The organism is Polynucleobacter hallstattensis, from assembly GCF_018881835.1.
Lineage (GTDB): Bacteria > Pseudomonadota > Gammaproteobacteria > Burkholderiales > Burkholderiaceae > Polynucleobacter > Polynucleobacter hallstattensis.
The window spans coordinates 707,197-727,275 of sequence record NZ_JACVPO010000001.1 but is presented as its reverse complement, the minus strand read 5'-3'; the positions used below and the strand labels follow the sequence as shown (position 1 = coordinate 727,275).

Below are 20,079 nucleotides of genomic sequence, written 5' to 3'. Positions count from 1 at the left end.
CCCGAGAAATTAGGAACTAGTATGAAACGAATTTTGCACACTGTGATGGGTGTCTGTCAGGCTACAGCCTTGATTACAGCCCTTGGTTTTGGTTTAACTGCAAATGCAAGCGAGGGCGGTTTCCCATTGGAAACTGCACCTAATCGCGTTAGCAACAATGCTTCTTTGCAAAATGGCGCCAAGATATTTGTCAACTATTGCTTGAATTGCCACTCCGCTACAAGCGTGCGTTACAACCGCATGCGTGATATTGGTTTGACAGATCAAGAAATTAAAGACAACTTGATTTTGTCCGATGCTAAAGTTGGCGACTTGATGACTATTTCAATGTCACCTAAAGACGGCAAGGCCTTCTTTGGCAAGACTCCTCCAGACTTGTCTGTAGAGGCGCGTGCGCGCGGTACCGATTGGCTCTACACCTATTTCCGTACTTTCTACAAAGACGACACTACTCAAACTGGGTGGAATAACTTGGTGTATCCGAACGTTGGTATGCCCCATGTTCTCTGGCAGTTGCAGGGTGAGCGTGCTGCAAAGTTTGAAGAGCGCCCAGACCCACACGATGCAAGCCGTGTAGAGAAAAAGTTTGTTGGATTTGAGCAGTTAACTCCAGGAACTATGAAGCCCCAAGAGTATGACGACAACATTGCTGACTTGGTTGCCTTCATGTCATGGATGGCCGAGCCGGTTCAACTCGAGCGTAAGCGTTTGGGTGTGATTGTGCTGATCTTCTTGGCAATCTTCACACTGGTAGCTTCACGTTTGAATAAGGCTTACTGGAAAGATATCCACTAAGCCGTAGTTTTTAAGGTTTAAAGTCGCAGTTGTTTGTGCGTTTGTTGTATTGAAGTAGATATTTAAGGAAATAAATTTATGATGGTGTTGTACTCGGGCACAAACTGCCCATTCTCGCAACGCTGCCGTCTGGTGCTTTTTGAAAAAGGCATGGACTTTGAAATCCGTGATGTGGACTTGTTTAACAAGCCAGAAGATATCTCGGTAATGAACCCTTACGGCCAAGTTCCAATCTTGGTCGAACGCGATTTGATTTTGTACGAGTCAAACATCATCAATGAATACATTGACGAGCGTTTTCCTCATCCGCAATTAATGCCGCCTGATCCTGTTGCACGCGCACGCGCACGCCTCTTTCTCTTTAACTTTGAGAAAGAGTTGTTTGTGCATGTGGCCGCATTAGAGAATGAAAAGGGTAAGCCAGCTGAGAAATCTCATGAAAAAGCGCGTTTAGCGATTCGTGATCGCTTAACTCAGCTTGCACCTATTTTTGTGAAGAATAAGTATATGTTGGGCGAAGAGTTTTCTATGCTGGATGTAGCAATCGCTCCTTTATTGTGGCGTTTGGAGCATTACGGCATTGACCTCTCACGTAATGCGGCACCTCTCTTGAAGTACGCCGAGCGTATTTTTAGCAGACCTGCTTACATTGAGGCATTGACTCCATCAGAAAAGGTAATGCGTCGCTAAGCGGCTCATTACTCAGGCCGGCAGAATAAGCATGTCTGATATTCCAAGCAATAAACCCTACCTAATCCGTGCCCTACATCAGTGGTGCACGGATTTTGGTTTTACGCCTTTCATGGCGGTCTTCGTGGACTCCAGTGTTGAAGTGCCTATGGAGTTTGTGAAGAAGGATGAAATTGTTTTAAATCTTTCTCTGGAGGCCTGCCATCAGCTGAATTTGGATAATGATTGGATCAGTTTTCAGGCAAGATTTGGCGGGGTTCCAAGAAAAATCATGGTTCCTGTAAGCAATGTTCTAGCAATCTATGCAAGAGAAAATGGCCAGGGAATGTCTTTCCCATTCGATGCTAGCAAGACCAGCAAGCTTAAGGGTGAAAGCTCTGAGAATGCTGAAAAGCCAAAAGCCAGCAGACCTTCCTTGACGATTGTGAAATAGGTTAAAATATTATCCGTTGCCCCTTTAGCTCATCTGGTAGAGCAACTGATTTGTAATCAGTAGGTGGTCTGTTCGAGTCGGACAAGGGGCACCAAAATTCAAAACCTAGGTTCTCACGAACTTAGGTTTTTTCAATTTTGGAACTGGTATTTAAGTCAATTGCAAAGCACTTAATTGAGTAAGTTCGCTCTTCTGGTCTCTGGTAAGTAGATCATTGCCACTATTGCCCCGCCAGCCAAGAAAGCAGTCGGGTACCAAAGTCCTGCAATGCTACTTTCCCAATATTGATTTAGCCAAGTCACAATCAAAGGCAGAAGACCGCCTATCCAGCCAGCAGCTAAATTATGCGGAAGGGTGGCTGCGCTATTTCTAGTTTTTGCCGGAAAGAGTTCTGCAAGTAGAGCTGTTTGTGGACCGACTACCAGCGCCAGGATTGCTGATAAGCCAATCAGGACACCTGCTATCAATGAGATCGACCCACTATTACTTTGTAGTAAATAAAACGCCGGCAGTATTAGCGTGGCGCCTAAGAGAAGGCCGCTGACAACGACAGGTTTTCTGCCAATCTTGTCAGACAGCCATCCCGCAAATACTGTAAAAGGTAATAGCGCAACGGTTGCATAGACGCTTAACTGGTCAACAACTTGGGGGGCAAGCTTTACGGTGGTCTTGAGGAAAATTGCGGTGTAAACCTGCACGCAGAAAAATAGCACTGCACCACCAGCAGAGATGCAAAAGAAAAGGAGAAACATCCTCTTTCTGGTTTCAGGGTCTTTTAGGTTGTCACGTAAAGGACTTTTAGATTGAGCTTCTGTTTTGCTGAGTTGTAGATAGATTGGCGTCTCTTCTAAAGCCATGCGGACTTTAAATGCAATCAAGAGCAGAATAAATGAAACCCAAAATGGCACACGCCAGCCCCAAGATAGAAATTCTTCTTGGGTAAGATAGGTTTGTAGCAAGGCAATTTGCAGTGTGGATACTAAGATGCCGAGTGGCCCCATGAGCTGTAAGAAGCTGGTCTTGAAGCCACGATTCGAATCACCGGCATGCTCAGTGAGGTAGACGGCGCTACCGCCAATTTCTCCTCCTGCCGAGAGGCCTTGAAGTAGTCTGAGGCTCACCAACAGAATAGGCGCCCAGATTCCCACCTGAGCATAGGTCGGCAGAAAACCAACGCAGACCGTAGCAATCCCCATAAGAGTAATGGTGATCATGAAGACGGGGCGGCGCCCAATGCGATCACCAATACTGCCAAATATTGCTGCTCCGATGGGCCTGACTACCATGCCAACACCAAAGGTCGCTAGGCTGGCTAAGAGGGCGGTACTAGGATCGCTAGAGGGAAAAAAGAGGGGGCCGAAGACTACTGCGAGAGTTGCAAATGTCAAAAAGTCGTACCACTCTAGAAAGGTTCCAAAGCAGGCTGCAATGGCTACTTTTCTATAGGAATGCGATGACGCTTGAGAGTCTAATGCGATAGCAGTCAATTTTTATTCTGCGTTTATTCTAGATCTGTTGAAGATTCAATCAGGGGTGCGGAAATATTCTTGCTGGGCTTAACGCCAAGCTCACGCACTTTCTCTGCAGTACGAATCAGATTGCCTTTGCCCGATTTGAGTTTATTGAAGGCATCGTGGTAACTCGTTTGGGCTTGATCTAGGCGTTGACCAAGTTTTTCAAGATCGTCAACAAAGCCAACAAATTTGTCATAGAGCGTGCCACATTGTTTTGCAATTTCTAGAGCGTTGCGGTTTTGATGATCTTGACGCCATAAATGCGCAACGGTTCTCAGCGTAGCCATCAAAGTACTTGGACATACCAGCACAATATTCTTAGCTAGTGCCTCTTGGTACAAATTAGGCGCTGTCTTCAAGGCTAGCAAGAATGCAGGTTCAATGGGCACAAACATCAACACAAAGTCTACCGAGCCAATGCCATATAAAGAGCTATAGTTTTTGCTTGAGAGTCCTTGAATGTGTTGTCGAAGAGACTGAATGTGAGCGGCCAATTCTTGCTCTGAGACTATCGGGTCGGATGCTTCAGCATGGCGGGAGTAAGCCGTAATAGAAACCTTACTATCAACCACTAAGCTTCTACCTTCTGGTAGCTTCACTACGACGTCAGGCTGGAGGCGTGAGCCATCAGTCAGGGTGTGACTATCCTGAACTAGGTACTCTTCACCCTTTCGAAGGCCTGAAGATTCAAGAATGGACTCTAAAACCAATTCACCCCAATTGCCTTGTACCTTTGAGTCCCCCTTGAGTGCCTGGGTGAGTGAACGTGTCTCATCTGACATGCGTAAATTCAGATTAGCTAGACGCTCGATCTCACTCTTAAGGGCAAAGCGCTCGCGTGCTTCGTTGCCGTAGGAGGTATTTACCTGCTCTTTGAATTCTGAAAGCTTAGTTTGTAGTGGCTTCAGAAGAGCATCTAGGCTAGCAACGTTTTGCTCAGTAAAGCGCTTAGATTTATCTTCCAAAATCTCATTAGCGAGATTTTTGAATTGGCTAGTCAGCGCCTCTTTAGCCTCATTGAGAGATTCAATTCTTCCTAAGCCCTGTTTACGCTCGGAGTCCAGTGCTGCCTCAAGTCGAATAGCATTCTGTAATGCCTGATCACGCTCTAATCTTAAGCTGGCAGAAAGGGTGGCATCAGCTTGAATTTGCGCTTCAACTCTCGTGAGGGCTGAGCGTAAATTGAGCGCATAGACCAAAAGGCCTGCGCATAAAGCAAATGGCAGGCCAAATAGTAATAGCGAGCTTAAGTCAAAAGTCACAAATGTGAGCTATGCAGATTTTGTTTGATTAGCCTTGTACAAGCTTTTTCAACTCACCGCTTTGGAACATCTCGGTCATGATGTCTGAGCCACCAATGAATTCACCATTGATATAGAGCTGAGGAATAGTTGGCCAGTTAGCAAATTCCTTAATGCCCTGACGAATTGCTTCATCTTCTAGGACATTCACAGTATGTAGATTTTCAACGCCACTTGCGCGCAAAATATTGATCGCGTTACCGGAAAAGCCACATTGCGGAAACTGGGCATTGCCCTTCATAAACAACACAACGGGATGGCTAGTAACGATTTCTTGAATTTTTGCTTGGGTATCCATAATTTTTTCCTGAATTGATGCCATTTAAAGATGATGATTTACTACTAATAATAATGAGGTAATTTTAAGGCTATCTGAAGAAAAGGGTTAATTCCCTTAGTCAGTTTTAGAGCCTTTTTCGTCCAGAAGCTACTCGGCAGTGGCCTGCCAAATCGAGGTGTGCCTGCACTTCCATTAAACCTGCTGCCGTCATCAGTCCCATCACAGCCTCAGATTGATCATAGCCATGCTCAAGGGCAATTAAACCGCCAGGTTTTAGGTATTGATCTGCCCCAGCAATAATGATTTCTAAACAGCTTAACCCGCTAGCGTAATCGGTTAATGCGGATGCAGGTTCAAAGCGGAGATCCCCTTGGGTGAGGTGAGGATCTTGATGGGCGATATAGGGTGGATTGCTTACAATCACATCAAATTGGCTGACTTGGGTCAACGCCGCATACCAGCTACCTTGTAAAAACTGGGCTTGATCTAACAGCTTGAGGGATTGTGCATTTTGCTTTGCAATAGCCAGAGCCTCGGTTGATTGATCTGTTGCAATTAGTGATGCCAGCGGCATAGCGCTTGCGATAGAAAGTGCAATAGCGCCAGAACCTGTGCCTAGATCTAATACTCTTACGTGTTTGTTGAGTTTGGTAATTTCAGTCAGGGCGATCTCTACAAGGAGCTCAGTTTCTGGGCGGGGAATCAGTACCCCGGGCCCCACCTCTAACTCAATATTATGAAAGCCCTTCTTGCCCAAGATATAGGCAATGGGCTCACCACCCATTCTTCTGGCAACCAGTCTCTCCCATTCTCCAAAAGCTTGTTCACTCAAACTTATATCATCACGAGACAGCAGGGCAGAACGTGGGAGTTGATAGTACTTTTCTAGAATGTGGGCTAGCAATATCCGAACCTCATTCGCTGGCAATGCGCAATTGCTAATGCATTCTCGTAAAGTCGGGCTGGCACTCATCCTGAGCTGGAGTTAATTATCGCCAAGTGCCGCAAGAAGCTCCGCCTGATGCTCAGACGCTAGGGCATTGCATAGATCGTCTATATCACCATCCATCATGGCATCAATCTTGTACAGCGTGAGGTTGATACGGTGATCGGTAATACGACCTTGTGGAAAGTTATAAGTCCGAATACGATCACTACGATCACCAGTGCCAACTAAAGACTTTCTGGTCTGAGCTTCTAGCTGATGTTTTTCACGTTCACGGGCATCCATGATGCGAGAGACTAGAACTTTCATGGCTTGCTCACGATTGCGGTGTTGACTGCGATCGTCCTGACACTCAACGACAGTTCCAGTCGGTAAGTGGGTGATACGGACAGCGGAGTCCGTTTTATTAATGTGTTGACCGCCAGCACCTGAAGCTCTAAAAGTATCGATGCGTAATTCAGCGGGATTAATTTTGACCGCTTCCAATTCATCAGCCTCGGGCATCACTGCCACTGTACAAGCTGAAGTATGAATACGTCCCTGAGTTTCTGTTTGGGGAACACGTTGCACGCGATGGCCACCAGACTCAAATTTGAGGCGTGAATAAACAGACTGACCTACTAGGCGCAAAACAACTTCTTTATAGCCACCAAGATCAGATTCGGCAGCATTTACCACTTCTACTTTCCAGCCCTGACGTTCTGCAAAGCGCGTATACATTCGGAGTAGGTCGCTGGCAAAAAGTGCACTCTCATCACCGCCTGTACCTGCGCGGATTTCTAAGAAGACATTGCGTTCATCGTTGACATCTTTGGGTAAGAGTAGTTTTTGAAGCACACCCTCAAGCTCTTCCATAGTGGCTTGAGCTTGTTTTTGCTCTTCATCCGCAAAGTCCTTCATATCAGGATCCTTACGCATCTCTTCTGCAGCTTGAGCATCAGCCTCAGCTTGTTTATATAAGCCAAATTGCTCCACTACCGTCGCAATATCAGAATGCTCACGTGTGAGTTTCCGATAGTTGTCCATATCCTTCGTGGACTCTTCGGTAGTTAATAAAGAATTGAGTTCGGCTAAGCGCGTATCTAGGTGGTCTAGCTTAGCCCGCATGCTGGGCTTCATCTAATGGTCTTCTGGCTTGGTGTGTGAGGCGAATAATTTGGGAAGTAACTTAATCAGTGCTTCACGCTCAGCGCCATTGGAGTGTTGCAAAGCATGTAATGAGCCATGTAAGAACTTATTCGTTAAGCCTTGAGCCATCGCATTGAGAACTTCTTGGGGATCCTCGCCACGCATCAATCGTTTCATCGCGCGATCGAGTTCAAGTTGCCTGAGGTGCTCGCCTTGTTGCTGAATATCCTGAATGAGTGGCACAGTCTTACGCCCTTGCATCCAGTGCATGAAATTACCCACACGATCTTCAATAATGGCTTCAGCCTGACTCACTGCTGCTTGGCGTAAAGAGGCGCCAGTCTGAATCATCACGCCTAGATCATCGACTGTATAAAGGTAGATGTCATTTAAGCGGCTAATCTCTGGCTCAAAGTCACGGGGAACCGCTAGATCAATCATGACCATGGGTTTACGGCGACGTTGCTTAAGAGCACTCTCTACCATTCCTAATCCGATAATCGGTAGAGATGATGCTGTACTTGAAATGATGATGTCAAATTCATGCAATCGACTCGGCAGATCTGAGAGTTTGAATGATTCTGCCTCAACATCTTGAATGGAAATTGAGTCTGCTAATTCTTGTCCGCGTTCAATCGTGCGATTGGCAATTGCTACTGCTTTAGGCTTGCGTGCCACGAAATGGGTGGCGCACAAAGTGATCATGTCACCAGCGCCGATAAACAGAACACGTTGATCAGCAATACTTTCAAAAATACGTTCGGCTAATCGAACGGATGCTGCTGCCATTGAAATCGAGTGGGCGCCAATCTCTGTCGAGCCACGAACTTCTTTTGCGACTGCAAAGGTTTTCTGAAAGAGTTGATTGAGATAAGTGCCAAGGACGCCTGCATCATTTGCAGTGCGCACAGCATCTTTCATCTGACCCAAGATTTGGGTTTCGCCAATCACCATGGAGTCCAACCCGCAAGCAACTCTAAAAGCATGACGAACTGCATCAGATTGCGGTAGCGAATAAATATGTGGCTCCAAACTGCTAGGAGCAAGTTGTTGGGTTTTGGCTAACCAGTCAAACGTCGCTTCATGTAAGAGGCTGGCTGCATCTGCATCATTAGCGGCGCAGTAGAGTTCAGTTCTATTACAGGTAGACAGGATTGTGGCCTCAGGCAGGCCGGCCTGATTCGCACCAACAAGATGTTGGCGAAGATCGTGCAACGCTTCTTGAAGAAATTCAGGGTCAAAGGCGACCTTTTCCCGAATGGCGACCGGCGCTGTGTGATGATTGATGCCGAGTGTCAACAACTTCATAATGGTGATTATAGATTTGATGGCGGCAACAATGGGGGTGGCAATGGGGTTTTTAGCTTTTCTGGTGATTGGTGGTCTAACTGGCGTATTTGCCTTGGTTTTTTACCCAGGAAAACGTCAATCTAAGCCAAGGGCTAAGAAATTTCTTATGGCAGTCTTGGTTGGCAGTGTTGCTGCCCTAGCTAGCTCCTATATTGGGCAATTTACAGGCGTATTTCAGTCAGGTCAGATGTTGGAATGGCTCAGTGCCATAGCGGCCTCTTGCCTTGCAGGCTGCCTCTACGCAGCAACACAGAATTAGTTAAATAGGTCGCCATGAGGGACGGTCCAGCAAATGGGGCTTGCTCCGTGCTCTAGCAGCCATTTATTGGCTTTGGTGAAGTGCCCGCAACTCTCTTTTCCGCCAGGCTGAATAAAGGGCCGATCTGTTTTATAGACCCCTAGCCCAGAAGGGTGTGAGGATTGCAGAATCAATTGATCTGGTGCTACTTCAATAAGGGGTAGCTTGGATTGGGCATGACCACCCCACAGCATCCAAACTAGATGCGGCTTTTGCTGCGCTAAGGCGCTTATCAGTCGATCAATGAGGGATTTCCAGCCCAGATTGGCGTGACTGCCTGCTTCACCCAATTTGACGCTGAGAGCGGTATTGAGAAGTAAAACGCCTTGCTTAGCCCAAGAATGAAGATCCCCGTTGTTAAGGGCGCCAAAACCTTCCAGTGCTAGCGCCTTGCTGATATTACGTAAGGAGCTCGGAAATTGACGGGAATTTGTTGGAATACTGCTAGGTATCGAAAAAGCCAAGCCCTGCGCTAGTCCAGGGGAGTGATATGGATCTTGCCCCAAGATGACTACCTTCACTTGATTAAGTGGAGTTTGCGTTAGTGTTTTGAAGAAATTGTGAGGTTCCGGACAAATCTTCTCGAAATCTATATTGATCTCAGCCCTCAGATTGGTCTGTAGTGTTTGCCACTCAGGGGATTCAAAATAATCTCCGAGTAGGGTGCGCCAATCTTCTGGAATATCAGCTGCAGAAAATGAATGCATTACTCAGCTGGCGTGAGAGTGTATTGGTTTGGAATTTGATCATCTTCAAGAACGGTCATGCACTCATGTTCTAAGTCATCTCGGTAAAAGCAAATCTGAATGACTTGCCCTGTGGTCAAACTAGATATCACCTTATCCCAACGTGCCGCAGTAATCCGTTCACCATTGATGCTGGCTACAAGATCTCCGGTAGCCAGACCAGCTAATTGCGCGGCACCACCATCAAGTACGTGAGTTACCTTTAGCCAGCCACTTACTTCAGTGTGACGCAACCCAAGTTGCAATTTAATTTGCTCAAGCTTGGAATGGGTTTTTTGTTTCACTTCAATAGTTTTGGAATCAATCCATTTCTGAATTGGAATATCTTCAGCGCCAAAAATGTAGCGGGATTGAAATTCATTCCAAGTTTTAGAGAATCCCTTCCCTAGTAGTTTGAGTATCAAGTCGTCCATGCCGTCTTCAGCAATGCCATCCAACGTAACTCCATGGGTTTGCCAAATGAGGCGCATCAAATCATCTAAGGATTGGCGGTTGCTTGTAAATGCACGAATCTTGAGATCTAAACCTAAAGCTAGCAATGCGCCCTTGCCGTAATAACTTACGACTGCATTCGGCGTGTTCTCATCGGCCTGGTAATACTTAGTCCAAGCATCAAAAGAGCTGTCCGCTAGGCTTTGCTTCAATCTACCAGGCCCGCGCAAAATACCATTCCAATTATTAGCCACTAGCTTGAGGTAGGTTTTGAGGTCAATACGTTTGCTACGGAATAATTGCAAGTCATCGTAGTAACTCGTAAAGCCTTCAAATAACCAAAGTAAACGAGTATGGTTTCTGCGATCAAGTTGATAGGGTTGAAATGCTTTTGGCTGAATGCGTTTAACTAACCAAGCATGGAAGTATTCATGACTACAGAGGCCTAAAAACTCACGGTAAGTTGCCTCATCTAAAGGAGTATTGACCTGAGGAATCTGATCACGACGGCACAGCAGGGCGGTGCTATTCCGATGTTCGAGTCCGCCATATCCAGAGAGGACCGCATTCACCAAAAATAAATAATTCTGGAAAGGTGCTTTCTTATTCTTTGGTTCGAAGAGATTAATTGTGCTGGTACAGATAGCCTGAAGATCTTTTGCTAAGCGCTCAAGATCAATTTCATGGATGCAACCTTGAATGGCCATGGAATGTGACACGCCATTTGATTGCCAATGTGCAATCTGAAACTCACCTATCGCAATCGGATGATCTAAGAGATCATCATAATTTTTGGCGAGATAAAAGCCGTAACCTTGATCATCTACTTTGGCTGGTTGTAAGCCTGTCTGAACAGTCCAGGCATTTGCATGGCTATCTTTAGGTGGAACCAACACTACAGCACAGGGCAGAGACTCTTGCCCCTGAACTGCTAAACATAAACTGCTAGGGTTGATAAATGCGCGTTCAGTATCAAGATACGCAGCGCGTACAGAAGAATCAAATGCATATACCGTTGTGAGTATTTCAACAGGACCGGCTACTTTTGGTAAGCGCCATTGATCGTTGTCAACTCGATCTAAGACCAGCGCTTCATTCGGCTGGTCGAGTGCAAACGCTTCGATCGTTTCAATTTGTTTGCTGAAATCACGTATTAAATAACTTCCCGGAATCCAGGCGGGCACCTGCACAATCTGTCCGTTGGGCGAGGGATTCTGAATGTGTAGCTTCACATGAAAGCGGTGACCGTGTAAATCCGCCGACCAAATGGTGTATTGGATTGCAGGTAGTTCAGAAGTATTGAGTTTGTTCATCAGTATTGCCCGTTACTTCAGACTGCTAAATTTCTTTTCAATATCGGTGATTTGAACTGCGCCAGGAAAGCGACTGCCATCAGTAAAGAAAATGGTGGGTGTACCTGTAATGCCATAAGTTTTGGCAAAGGCCATATTTTTATCTAAAGGTGTGCTGCAGTCGCCCTTACCGCTAGGTGCAATGCCATTGATCATCCAATCAGCATAGGCTTTTTGGGGATCAGCAGAACACCAAATTTGTTTCGACTTTTGCGCAGAGTCGGCCGACAAAATCGGGATAAGGTAGGTATAGACAGTCACGTTATCTAATTGCTGCAAGGATTTATCTAAACGCTTGCAGTAGCCACAATTCGGGTCAGAAAAAATGGCTAACTGTCGACTGCCATTCCCGCGCACTACTTTTAAAGCATTTGATGGATTGAGTTCAGTCCATTTGATGCGATTGAGGTCTGCTTGTTTTTGCTCGGTAATATTTTTCCCAGTAGCGATCTCAATGATTTCACCCTGGATTAAATATTTACTATTCGCATCGGTATAAAACACGTCATTTCCAACTAACACTTCGTATATGCCGGAGATGGGAGATTGAGAAACACTTTTGATTTTTGTATTTGGGCCAATCTTTTTTTGGAGCTCAGATCTGATCTGTTGTTCCGATTGCGCGTTGACTATTCCTGCTAACAAAGTGAGGGAGCAAGCTAAAGCGAGAGTAGAAAGTAATTTATTCAAAATCAGCATCTCCGAGAGCGCGCTCAATGAGACGCCGTTTAATAAAGTGACTGCGGTTAACCATGCCCAGCCCCCAATTGCGTAGTTGCCTTTCAGTGCTACTGCTCGCTGAGAAAAGCTTTTTGAGTTTATCTGTTACCCAGAGTAATGCGCTGGTATCACCTTGACGTTGGCGCTCGTAGCGACGTAGCACCACCACGTCATTAGGTGGTCGAAAAGATTCTCGCTTACCCAACACATGAAGTAGTGATGCAACATCTCTGAGGCCTAAATTTAAACCTTGCCCTGCTAGCGGATGAATGACATGTGCCGCATCTCCAATCAGAACTACTTTTGGATTTTCTGCCGGGCCAATAAAGCGACTCGCCTGAATTCTTCTTAGGGGGAAAGTGGCTGGTACTGAATTGAGCGTGAGCTCTCCCAGTTGCGCGCTTATTTCCCCATTAGCAATCGAGGAAAACTTTTCAGCCCACCCTGAAAAATCGAGCTTTAAAAGATCCTCAGCATTTTCTGGCGAGGTTGACCACACCATCGACACTTGTTTATTTGGTAGCGGTAACATCGCCACAATATCGCCGCCCGGCAGAAACCATTGATAAGCAGTTTCTAGATGGGCTCTACTGCAAATCCAATTGGCTACTACGGCATTTTGTGAGTAGCTTTCCTCTTTTGCAGAAATCCCTAACTCCGAGCGGATGGGTGAATTAGCGCCATCAGCAGCAATCAAGAGTTGCGCTCTCAAGCTTGAACCATCCTTCAGGTGAAGAAGAACCCCATCAGCAATAACTTGAATGTTTTCTACTGCGCCATTAATCCGCTCCAATTTACTTTGGAAGCGTGAGGCTTGATCTAGGGTGTGCTCGATTACGTTCGATTCGCCAATCCAAGCTAGCTGGGGAGTGCCCGCTTCAAAAGCAGATAGATGCAGTTGATCCTGGGTTTCGCCGCGATCACCAAAAATGCGCATATCTCGAACAGCTTGTAAGCGGCTGTGATCAACGGCATCCCAAACCTGCAGATGGGCTAGTAATTTTTGGGTGCCGAGAGAAAAAGCATAAATACGTTGACCCCATTGACTGCCCTCGGGGGCAGCAAGCACCTGTCCTAAGTCGGGGGCAATCTGAATCGTTTGCAGTCCAAGTTGGGCTAGACCTAAGGCGCAAGCCTTACCCACTATGCCTCCGCCAATCACAGCGACATCTACAGGCCGAATCTGAGAGGTATTTTTAGGTAATTTGATCAAGGTATTTGGGTGAACTTCTGACATATCTCGATGATATCGAAACTAGCCCTTTACAATACAGCCATGTCTTTGAAATGTGGCATCGTCGGCCTGCCTAACGTCGGCAAATCTACCCTTTTTAACGCGCTTACCAAAGCTGGAATCGCGGCAGAAAACTATCCTTTCTGCACGATCGAGCCCAATGTAGGCGTGGTTGAGGTTCCTGACCCCCGTCTTGCCGCTTTGGCTGAGATCGTCAAGCCTGAGCGAATCCTGCCAGCAGCTGTCGAATTTGTCGATATTGCGGGATTGGTGGCTGGCGCCTCCAAAGGTGAAGGTCTAGGGAACCAATTTTTAGCCAATATTCGCGAAACTGACGCCATTACCCATGTGGTGCGCTGTTTTGAGGATGCTAATGTGATCCACGTCGCCGGAAAGATTGATCCAATCTCCGATATCGCCGTCATCGACACCGAATTAGCTCTGTCCGACTTAACTACGGTTGAAAAAACGCTACAACGCTCAAGTAAGGCGGCTAAGTCAGGAAATGACAAAGAGGCCGCAGCCTTAGTGGCAGTGCTGACCAAAGTGCAGGCTCACTTGGATCAAGCTCAGCCGGTACGCAGCATGAAGCTGACTGAAGAAGAAAACTTGCTCTTAAAGCCGCTCTGCTTAATTACAGCAAAGCCGGCAATGTATATCGCCAACGTCAAAGAAGACGGTTTTGAAAACAATCCGCATTTAGAGGCGGTGATTCAGCATGCGGCCGAAGAGGGCGCACCAGTGGTGGCGGTATGCGCCGCAATCGAGGCTGAGATTGCTGACTTGGATGATGCCGATAAAGCAGAGTTCCTTGCCGACCTAGGTATGGAGGAGTCTGGATTAGATCGCGTGATCCGTGCGGGTTATAAGTTATTAGGGTTACAGACCTACTTTACCGCTGGTGTGAAAGAAGTTCGCGCTTGGACTATTCATCAAGGTGATACTGCTCCTCAGGCTGCAGGGGTGATTCATACAGACTTTGAGCGCGGTTTTATTCGTGCGCAAACTATTGCATATGAAGACTTTGTTCAATTCAAGGGTGAGTCTGGCGCCAAAGAGGCTGGCAAGATGCGCGCCGAAGGTAAGGAATATGTGGTTAAAGACGGTGATGTCTTAAATTTCCTCTTTAACGTCTAAAGCATCATCACTAAAGAAAAAGCCCTTGTTACTAAGGGCTTTTTGCTTTTTGGAGGGGCGTAAATCAACCGGCTTTGACAGCCTTTTCAAGACATTTAGAAATTTCTTCATAGCGCTTGATGGCGATCTTAGTGGGAACCACTTCTTTTTTGCGCCCATCCTCATTCGCTGCCATCTTGATATAGCCCATGGCGCTGAGATTCTTTAGACGTCCGTGCAGTGTGGCTTGAGAGCCAAACTCAGACAGAGAAATTAAGTCACCAACTAACAGTGCTTGCTTGGCATGAAAGCTCAAAATGATTTTGTCCAGCAGACTCTCTTCAATGGCATCGAGTTTTTTACCAGGATTAATTCGATCAAGAACATCGATCAGATTTAAAAAACGAATATAGCAAGAAGATTTAGTTGTAGACATTGTGTTTGGTGCGTTAAGTATGAGTAGTTAGCCCTAGGGTTAATACTATTGTAGACCTATTAATCTTGTTCGCAACTTGTATGTATTTATGGAATCAACCATACTCGCTGCAATGGATAAAAAAAGTCACGAATGGATGCTTGGATTTACCGTAAGCGTGCTTGCTTACTCAAGCCTTTTCTTTGTCAACGCTTGGCTTACAACGCACCTTAGCTATGGTCTTGGCGTGAATTGGATTTATCTTCCAGCCGGCTTACGTTTATTTTTGACGCTCATCTTTGGCTTATCTGGCGCCGTTGGCATTGCCATTGCTTCATTTGTAATTTGTTTTTTTGGGCAATTCCCACTCGAGCTCACCACTTATATTGGCATCGGGTTGATATCTGGCTTTGCACCATACCTAGCAAGACTCTTTGTGATGAGCAATATCAGTATCTCATCCGATTTAAGTAACTTGAGCTTACAGAAGCTGGTAATTTGTATTTTGATTTACGCTGCCCTAAGTTCAGGCTTACACCAATGGTGGTTCGCAGTTCGAGGCCTTGATGAAGCAGGAACTCTCAATCATTTCTTAGTCATGTTGATTGGCGACATGCTCGGGGCGGTAATACTGATCGGGCTTGTTAAATACGGCTTAGATCTAATGAGGCCCTCTAAATCTAATTAACTAAATAGCTTGACCAAAGCTAGCCCCGGATCATCTGCCCTCATAAAGGCTTCGCCTACCAAGAATGCATTGATCTGATGATCGCGCATCAATTGCACATCGGCACGATTCATGATTCCAGATTCGGTCACCAGGGTTTTGCCAGCGGGAACCATTGACAGCAAGGACAGGGTTGTTTGAAGGGTAACTTCAAAAGTTTTCAGATTGCGATTATTGATTCCAAGCAATGGCGTTTTTAATTCAAGGGCTTGCTCTAGCTCGGGAGCGTTATGAACCTCAACGAGGACATCAAGACCGAGTTCATGAGCACAAGCTTCTAGCTCCTTCATTTGATTGAGTTCTAAGCAGGCCACAATGAGCAAAATAGCATCGGCACCTATTGCCCTTGCCTCATAGACTTGATAGGGGTCGATCGTAAAGTCTTTACGTAAGACTGGAATCTTGCATGCAGCTCTTGCGGCCTGAAGGTAGACATTAGTTCCCTGAAAATAATCTTTGTCTGTGAGGACAGACAAACAGGCCGCTCCGTATTTTTCATAGGATTGAGCAATCTCAGCTGGCTGAAAATTCTCTCGCAGGATTCCCTTGCTAGGACTGGCTTTCTTAATCTCGGTAATGACGCCGGCTTTGCCTGCTGCGATCTTTCGCTCGATAGATAGAATAAAGCCCCGCGGCTTTAACAGTGCATCACGATTATTTTCTTCAGCTTGATCACGTTGATTAGCTAAAGAGATCTTTTTCAAATCAGCGGCGATCTCCATTTTCTTGGTAGCAACAATTTTGTCGAGGATATCGCTCATGAAGATCTTAGTTAGTTTTGGGTTGCTGCTACAAATTGGTCTAGCTTTTGACGGGCGGCACCAGATGCAATGGCTGCTTGCGCCATCTGAATGCCGCTAGCAATGCTTGGCGCTACATCAGCTACATACAGTACCGCACCAGCATTGAGGCAAACAATGTCACTTGCTGGGCCGGATTTTTTATTGAGCACATCTAAAACAATCGCCTTAGATTCTTCGGCATCGGCCACCTTAAAGCTGCTGGTAGGTGCCGTACTTAAACCAAAGTCTTTTGGATGAATCTCATATTCACGAACTTGGCCATCTTTTAATTCGCCAACGAAGGTGGGGCCCTCAAGAGAGATCTCATCTAAACCATCTCGGCCATAAACCACTAACGCATGATCCATTCCCATTGCTTGCAATACCCGCGCCTGAATACCGACTAAGTCTGCATGGAATACACCCATCAGGATGCGCTTGGCATCTGCTGGGTTTGTAAGAGGCCCTAGGATATTAAAAATGGTACGCACACCCAAATCTTTGCGAATTGGCACAACATTCTTCATTGCAGGGTGATGTTTTGGAGCAAACATAAAGCCCGCACCCACCTCAGAAATACACTTCGCGACTTGCTCTGGTGAAAGCGACAGCTTCACGCCTAAGGACTCCAAAATATCTGCGCTACCGGATTTGCTACTCACGCTGCGATTGCCATGCTTAGCAATTTTTGCACCAGCTGCTGCAGCGACAAACATGGCAGCTGTAGAAATATTGAAAGTGTGAGCGCCGTCTCCACCTGTGCCCACTACGTCAACTAAATTTTTTCTATACTCAACATGTACTGGCGTCGCAAATTCACGCATAACTTGCGCAGCTGCAGCGATTTCACCAACAGTCTCCTTTTTGGTGCGCAGGGCAACGAGTAGGCCGGCAACCAAAGTTGGCGGCATCTCACCACTCATGATCAGACGCATCATTGCAGTCATCTCGTCATGAAAGAGTTCACGATGTTCAATACAACGCTGTAATGCTTGCTGTGGAGTAATAGACATTGGGTTCGACTTCGTACCTGTGATTTATTTGGCTTGCAAGAAGTTCTTCAGTAATGCATGACCATGTTCTGAAAGAATCGATTCTGGATGAAATTGCACGCCTTCTACTGCGAGTTCTTTATGGCGTACTCCCATAATTTCACCATCGGAAGAAGTGGCGGTTATTTCAAGAACTGCCGGTAATGAGTTCTTTTCAATTGCGAGTGAGTGATAACGCGTTACTTTGAATGGGTTGGGTAAATCTTTGAAAACACCAACACCAGTATGGTGAATATCATCAGTCTTGCCATGCATGACTTTCTGGGCGCGAATAATTTTTCCGCCGAATGCTTCACCAATGGCTTGGTGTCCAAGGCAGACACCTAGGATTGGAATCTGTCCGGCATAGCGTTGAATCGTAGCCACTGAAATCCCTGCTTCAGCTGGACTGCAGGGCCCTGGTGAAATACAAATACGTGCAGGATTAATCTTAGCGATCTCTTCAACGGAAATTTCATCATTACGGAAGACTTTTACCTCTTCACCAAGTTCTGCAAAATACTGAACGAGGTTGTAGGTAAATGAATCGTAGTTATCAATCATGAGGAGCATCGAGTCCCCCTTGCACTAAATCAGCCGCCATTAAAACTGCTCGAGCTTTCACTTCGGTTTCCTTCCATTCGGCAGTGGGGTCAGAGTCTGCTACTACACCAGCGCCTGCTTGAGAATGTAGTACGCCATCACGAATCACGCCGGTGCGAATGGCAATCGCTACATCCATATCTCCAGAGAAGGAGAGGTAGCCTACTGCACCACCATAAACCCCGCGTTTCACAATTTCCATCTCATCAATAATTTCCATTGCCCGAATTTTAGGGGCGCCCGATAAAGTACCAGCAGGGAAAGTTGCACGCAGAACATCCATATTACTCATATTGTCTAATAGCTCGCCTTCAACAGAGCTCACAATATGCTGTACATGAGAATATTTTTCAATCGACATCGAATCAGTCACTTTAACGGTGCCTGTCTTTGCAATACGACCCACATCATTACGCGCCAAGTCAATCAACATGACATGTTCAGCAATCTCTTTTGGATCGGCAAGTAATTCTGTAGCAAGGCGCTCATCTTCCTCGGGTGTCGCGCCACGAGGACGTGTGCCAGCTAGCGGACGAATCGTCACAATCTTCTGACTCTCACGTTGCTCTTGGCGCACTAAGATTTCTGGTGATGAGCCCACTACCTGCAGATCACCAAAGTCATAGAAGTACATATAAGGCGATGGATTCAAAGAGCGCAATGCACGATAGAGAGCAAGCGGTGAATCTGTAAATGGTTTACTAATGCGCTGGCCAATCACCACCTGCATGCAATCGCCAGCCAATATATATTCTTTGGTTTTGAGAACGGCATTTTCAAAGTCTGCTGCCTTGAAATTGCGGATCAATTCTGTTTTAGTGCTTGGTAATGAGGCTGGCATGCTCACAGGTTTGCTTAAGCAAGCAAGCAATTCTTTTAAACGCGCTTGGCCTTTATCAAAGCTATCCATCACGCTGGGGTCTGCATAGACAATTAAATAAATACGACCTGCAACGTTATCAACAACTGCTAACTCTTCGGTGAGCATCAATTGAATATCGGGTACACCCAATTCATCTGGTAGATGGTGTTTTGCTAAACGCGATTCAATGTAACGAACTGTGTCATAGCCAAAGTAGCCAGCAAGCCCACCACAGAAGCGTGGGAGGCCGGGCTGGACTGCAACTTTGTAGCGCTTGAAATAAGCGTCTACAAAATCTAATGGGTTGTCATCATTACTTTCAACCACCTTGTCATTGAAGAGAACTTCAGTGAGTGGTGCATCAGGCGTCCCTACTGTTCTCAAAACAGTTTTTGCAGGTAAGCCAATGAATGAGAAGCGACCAAAGCGCTCGCCACCTAAGACAGATTCAAGTAGATAGGTATTTTTTTGTCCAAAGGCTTGAGTGAGCTTGACGTAGAGCGAGAGCGGCGTCTCTAAGTCTGCTAAAACTTCTTTCACTAATGGAATACGATTAAAACCCTGTTTTGCGAGGGCAAGAAATTCTTCGTGCTGCATTACGCTTTTCCTGACGTCGCTAGTTCTGCGCGCATCGCTTTAACCACGTCGGCATAATTTTCTTTGCCAAAGATTGCTGAGCCAGCAACAAAAGTATCTGCACCAGCTTTGGCTACTTCTGCAATATTGTCGACCTTAATTCCGCCATCCACTTCAAGGCGAATATGGCGTCCAGTCTCTTGTTGATAACGATCTAGGCGCGCACGCACTTGAGTAATCTTATTTAGAGTACTAGGGATAAATGACTGACCACCAAAGCCTGGGTTGACTGACATAAGTAACACAAGGTCGAGCAATTCCAATGTGTGGTCAAGGTGATCAAGCGGTGTTGCTGGGTTTAAAACCAATCCAGTTTGACAACCTTGATCGCGAATCAAATTAATTGTGCGGTTCACATGAGGACTTGCCTCTGGATGAAAGCTAATCAGGTTTGCACCTGCTTTTGCAAAATCTGGAATGAGGCGATCAACTGGTTCCACCATCAGGTGCACATCAATCATCGCTGGCTTGCCATCTTTTGTTGCATGTGGGCGAATTGCCTCGCAAACCAAGGGGCCAATAGTCAGGTTGGGGACGTAATGGTTATCCATCACATCAAAGTGAATCCAGTCTGCACCCGCCAAGAGAACATCCTGAACTTCCTTGCCTAGGCAGGCGAAGTCGGCCGACAAAATGGAGGGTGCAATGACAAACTGGCTATTTGAGGGTGATTTCTGGCTATCCATCC

General features: G+C 46.2%; 22 protein-coding genes and 1 tRNA gene. 7 read left to right on the top strand and 16 right to left on the bottom strand.

Translation table 11 applies throughout. The features are described from left to right. Positions 1-21 precede the first annotated feature (21 nt). The 4 genes from ICN26_RS03785 (at position 22) to ICN26_RS03770 (ending at position 2,012) form a co-directional block, all read left to right on the top strand. Positions 22-795: a cytochrome c1 gene (locus ICN26_RS03785; protein WP_216267031.1), complete on the top strand. Its 774-nt coding sequence runs from the start codon at positions 22-24 to the stop codon at positions 793-795. Between the two features lie 78 nt (positions 796-873). After that, complete coding sequence (locus ICN26_RS03780; protein ID WP_216267029.1) at positions 874-1,485, top strand: glutathione S-transferase N-terminal domain-containing protein; 612 nt, start codon at positions 874-876, stop codon at positions 1,483-1,485. 31 nt (positions 1,486-1,516) lie between these two features. Then, positions 1,517-1,918 (top strand): ClpXP protease specificity-enhancing factor, encoded by a 402-nt coding sequence (locus ICN26_RS03775; RefSeq protein ID WP_216267027.1) that lies wholly within the window; start codon positions 1,517-1,519, stop codon positions 1,916-1,918. 18 nt (positions 1,919-1,936) lie between these two features. Beyond that, positions 1,937-2,012 (top strand) — tRNA-Thr (locus ICN26_RS03770). Between the two features lie 76 nt (positions 2,013-2,088). Here ICN26_RS03770 and ICN26_RS03765 read toward each other — a convergent pair. The 6 genes from ICN26_RS03765 to hemA form a co-directional block, all read right to left on the bottom strand. Continuing rightward, complete coding sequence (locus ICN26_RS03765) at positions 2,089-3,405, bottom strand: MFS transporter (protein WP_216267025.1); 1,317 nt, start codon at positions 3,403-3,405, stop codon at positions 2,089-2,091. Positions 3,406-3,419: 14 nt separating this feature from the next. Continuing rightward, positions 3,420-4,694 carry a DNA recombination protein RmuC gene (locus ICN26_RS03760; protein WP_216267023.1) on the bottom strand — a complete coding sequence of 425 codons (1,275 nt, stop codon included), beginning with the start codon at positions 4,692-4,694 and terminating at the stop codon, positions 3,420-3,422. Between the two features lie 28 nt (positions 4,695-4,722). Then, on the bottom strand, positions 4,723-5,031 hold the full coding sequence (gene grxD / locus ICN26_RS03755) for a Grx4 family monothiol glutaredoxin (RefSeq protein ID WP_215308779.1): 309 nt from the start codon (positions 5,029-5,031) through the stop codon (positions 4,723-4,725). A gap of 106 nt (positions 5,032-5,137) precedes the next feature. Then, a complete protein-coding gene (gene prmC, locus ICN26_RS03750) occupies positions 5,138-5,986 on the bottom strand; it encodes a peptide chain release factor N(5)-glutamine methyltransferase (RefSeq protein WP_216267021.1) in 849 nt (282 codons plus the stop codon). Between the two features lie 12 nt (positions 5,987-5,998). Beyond that, positions 5,999-7,078, bottom strand: coding sequence for a peptide chain release factor 1 (gene prfA / locus ICN26_RS03745; RefSeq protein WP_216267019.1), 1,080 nt, complete (start codon positions 7,076-7,078; stop codon positions 5,999-6,001). Beyond that, a complete protein-coding gene (hemA, locus tag ICN26_RS03740; RefSeq protein ID WP_216267017.1) occupies positions 7,079-8,395 on the bottom strand; it encodes a glutamyl-tRNA reductase in 1,317 nt (438 codons plus the stop codon). Between the two features lies 1 nt (position 8,396). On the opposite strand from hemA, the gene ICN26_RS03735 reads away from it, so the two are divergent. Continuing rightward, positions 8,397-8,696, top strand: coding sequence for a hypothetical protein (locus tag ICN26_RS03735; protein ID WP_255534365.1), 300 nt, complete (start codon positions 8,397-8,399; stop codon positions 8,694-8,696). Here the strand turns inward: ICN26_RS03735 and ICN26_RS03730 are convergent. Genes ICN26_RS03730 through ICN26_RS03715 form a run of 4 tightly spaced genes read right to left on the bottom strand, consistent with a single transcriptional unit; the run spans position 8,693 to position 13,222 of the window. Next, complete coding sequence (locus ICN26_RS03730) at positions 8,693-9,442, bottom strand: uracil-DNA glycosylase (protein WP_216267015.1); 750 nt, start codon at positions 9,440-9,442, stop codon at positions 8,693-8,695. The genes ICN26_RS03735 and ICN26_RS03730 overlap by 4 nt on opposite strands. Next, the gene (locus tag ICN26_RS03725; protein WP_216267013.1) at positions 9,442-11,226 is read right to left on the bottom strand and encodes a M61 family metallopeptidase; all 1,785 of its coding nucleotides are present in this window, start codon (positions 11,224-11,226) and stop codon (positions 9,442-9,444) included. The genes ICN26_RS03730 and ICN26_RS03725 overlap by 1 nt, the downstream gene beginning before the upstream one ends. Positions 11,227-11,238: 12 nt before the next feature. After that, positions 11,239-11,982: a DsbC family protein gene (locus ICN26_RS03720; RefSeq protein ID WP_255534364.1), complete on the bottom strand. Its 744-nt coding sequence runs from the start codon at positions 11,980-11,982 to the stop codon at positions 11,239-11,241. After that, a complete protein-coding gene (locus tag ICN26_RS03715) occupies positions 11,948-13,222 on the bottom strand; it encodes an FAD-dependent monooxygenase (RefSeq protein ID WP_216267011.1) in 1,275 nt (424 codons plus the stop codon). Before ICN26_RS03715 ends, ICN26_RS03720 begins: the two co-directional genes overlap by 35 nt. 39 nt (positions 13,223-13,261) lie before the next feature. On the opposite strand from ICN26_RS03715, the gene ychF reads away from it, so the two are divergent. Then, positions 13,262-14,356 carry a redox-regulated ATPase YchF gene (ychF, locus tag ICN26_RS03710; RefSeq protein WP_216267009.1) on the top strand — a complete coding sequence of 365 codons (1,095 nt, stop codon included), beginning with the start codon at positions 13,262-13,264 and terminating at the stop codon, positions 14,354-14,356. A gap of 64 nt (positions 14,357-14,420) precedes the next feature. Here ychF and ICN26_RS03705 read toward each other — a convergent pair whose 3' ends face one another. After that, positions 14,421-14,771, bottom strand: a complete 351-nt coding sequence (locus ICN26_RS03705) for a hypothetical protein (RefSeq protein ID WP_216267007.1) — start codon at positions 14,769-14,771, stop codon at positions 14,421-14,423. A gap of 88 nt (positions 14,772-14,859) precedes the next feature. Here ICN26_RS03705 and ICN26_RS03700 point away from each other — a divergent pair, with 88 nt between their 5' ends. Continuing rightward, positions 14,860-15,438, top strand: a complete 579-nt coding sequence (locus ICN26_RS03700; RefSeq protein WP_255534363.1) for a hypothetical protein — start codon at positions 14,860-14,862, stop codon at positions 15,436-15,438. On the opposite strand, the gene trpC is transcribed toward ICN26_RS03700, so the two are convergent. From trpC to rpe, 5 genes are read right to left on the bottom strand one after another with little or no spacing between them, the layout of a single operon-like run. Further along, entirely contained in the window at positions 15,435-16,238 is an 804-nt protein-coding gene (trpC, locus tag ICN26_RS03695; RefSeq protein ID WP_216267005.1) for an indole-3-glycerol phosphate synthase TrpC, read from the bottom strand. The genes ICN26_RS03700 and trpC overlap by 4 nt on opposite strands. Before the next feature lie 11 nt (positions 16,239-16,249). Next, on the bottom strand, positions 16,250-17,272 hold the full coding sequence (trpD, locus tag ICN26_RS03690) for an anthranilate phosphoribosyltransferase (protein WP_216267003.1): 1,023 nt from the start codon (positions 17,270-17,272) through the stop codon (positions 16,250-16,252). Between the two features lie 24 nt (positions 17,273-17,296). Continuing rightward, entirely contained in the window at positions 17,297-17,863 is a 567-nt protein-coding gene (locus ICN26_RS03685; protein ID WP_216267001.1) for an aminodeoxychorismate/anthranilate synthase component II, read from the bottom strand. Beyond that, positions 17,847-19,352: an anthranilate synthase component I gene (gene trpE / locus ICN26_RS03680; RefSeq protein ID WP_216266999.1), complete on the bottom strand. Its 1,506-nt coding sequence runs from the start codon at positions 19,350-19,352 to the stop codon at positions 17,847-17,849. Before trpE ends, ICN26_RS03685 begins: the two co-directional genes overlap by 17 nt. Further along, positions 19,352-20,077, bottom strand: a complete 726-nt coding sequence (rpe, locus tag ICN26_RS03675) for a ribulose-phosphate 3-epimerase (RefSeq protein WP_216266998.1) — start codon at positions 20,075-20,077, stop codon at positions 19,352-19,354. The genes trpE and rpe overlap by 1 nt, the downstream gene beginning before the upstream one ends. Positions 20,078-20,079 lie beyond the last annotated feature (2 nt).

Bases quoted from the DNA above. Each gene is read 5' to 3' on its own strand.
- trpD (WP_216267003.1), bottom strand. From the start codon at position 17,272: ATGTCTATTACTCCACAGCAAGCATTACAGCGTTGTATTGAACATCGT.
- prfA (WP_216267019.1), bottom strand. From the start codon at position 7,078: ATGAAGCCCAGCATGCGGGCTAAGCTAGACCACCTAGATACGCGCTTA.
- prmC (WP_216267021.1), bottom strand. From the start codon at position 5,986: ATGAGTGCCAGCCCGACTTTACGAGAATGCATTAGCAATTGCGCATTG.
- trpC (WP_216267005.1), bottom strand. From the start codon at position 16,238: ATGAGCGATATCCTCGACAAAATTGTTGCTACCAAGAAAATGGAGATC.
- ychF (WP_216267009.1), top strand. From the start codon at position 13,262: ATGTCTTTGAAATGTGGCATCGTCGGCCTGCCTAACGTCGGCAAATCT.
- ICN26_RS03725 (WP_216267013.1), bottom strand. From the start codon at position 11,226: ATGAACAAACTCAATACTTCTGAACTACCTGCAATCCAATACACCATT.
- ICN26_RS03730 (WP_216267015.1), bottom strand. From the start codon at position 9,442: ATGCATTCATTTTCTGCAGCTGATATTCCAGAAGATTGGCGCACCCTA.
- trpE (WP_216266999.1), bottom strand. From the start codon at position 19,352: ATGCAGCACGAAGAATTTCTTGCCCTCGCAAAACAGGGTTTTAATCGT.
- hemA (WP_216267017.1), bottom strand. From the start codon at position 8,395: ATGAAGTTGTTGACACTCGGCATCAATCATCACACAGCGCCGGTCGCC.
- ICN26_RS03700 (WP_255534363.1), top strand. From the start codon at position 14,860: ATGGAATCAACCATACTCGCTGCAATGGATAAAAAAAGTCACGAATGG.
- ICN26_RS03715 (WP_216267011.1), bottom strand. From the start codon at position 13,222: ATGTCAGAAGTTCACCCAAATACCTTGATCAAATTACCTAAAAATACC.
- ICN26_RS03775 (WP_216267027.1), top strand. From the start codon at position 1,517: ATGTCTGATATTCCAAGCAATAAACCCTACCTAATCCGTGCCCTACAT.
- ICN26_RS03705 (WP_216267007.1), bottom strand. From the start codon at position 14,771: ATGTCTACAACTAAATCTTCTTGCTATATTCGTTTTTTAAATCTGATC.
- ICN26_RS03735 (WP_255534365.1), top strand. From the start codon at position 8,397: ATGGTGATTATAGATTTGATGGCGGCAACAATGGGGGTGGCAATGGGG.
- ICN26_RS03785 (WP_216267031.1), top strand. From the start codon at position 22: ATGAAACGAATTTTGCACACTGTGATGGGTGTCTGTCAGGCTACAGCC.
- grxD (WP_215308779.1), bottom strand. From the start codon at position 5,031: ATGGATACCCAAGCAAAAATTCAAGAAATCGTTACTAGCCATCCCGTT.
- ICN26_RS03685 (WP_216267001.1), bottom strand. From the start codon at position 17,863: ATGCTCCTCATGATTGATAACTACGATTCATTTACCTACAACCTCGTT.
- ICN26_RS03780 (WP_216267029.1), top strand. From the start codon at position 874: ATGATGGTGTTGTACTCGGGCACAAACTGCCCATTCTCGCAACGCTGC.
- rpe (WP_216266998.1), bottom strand. From the start codon at position 20,077: ATGGATAGCCAGAAATCACCCTCAAATAGCCAGTTTGTCATTGCACCC.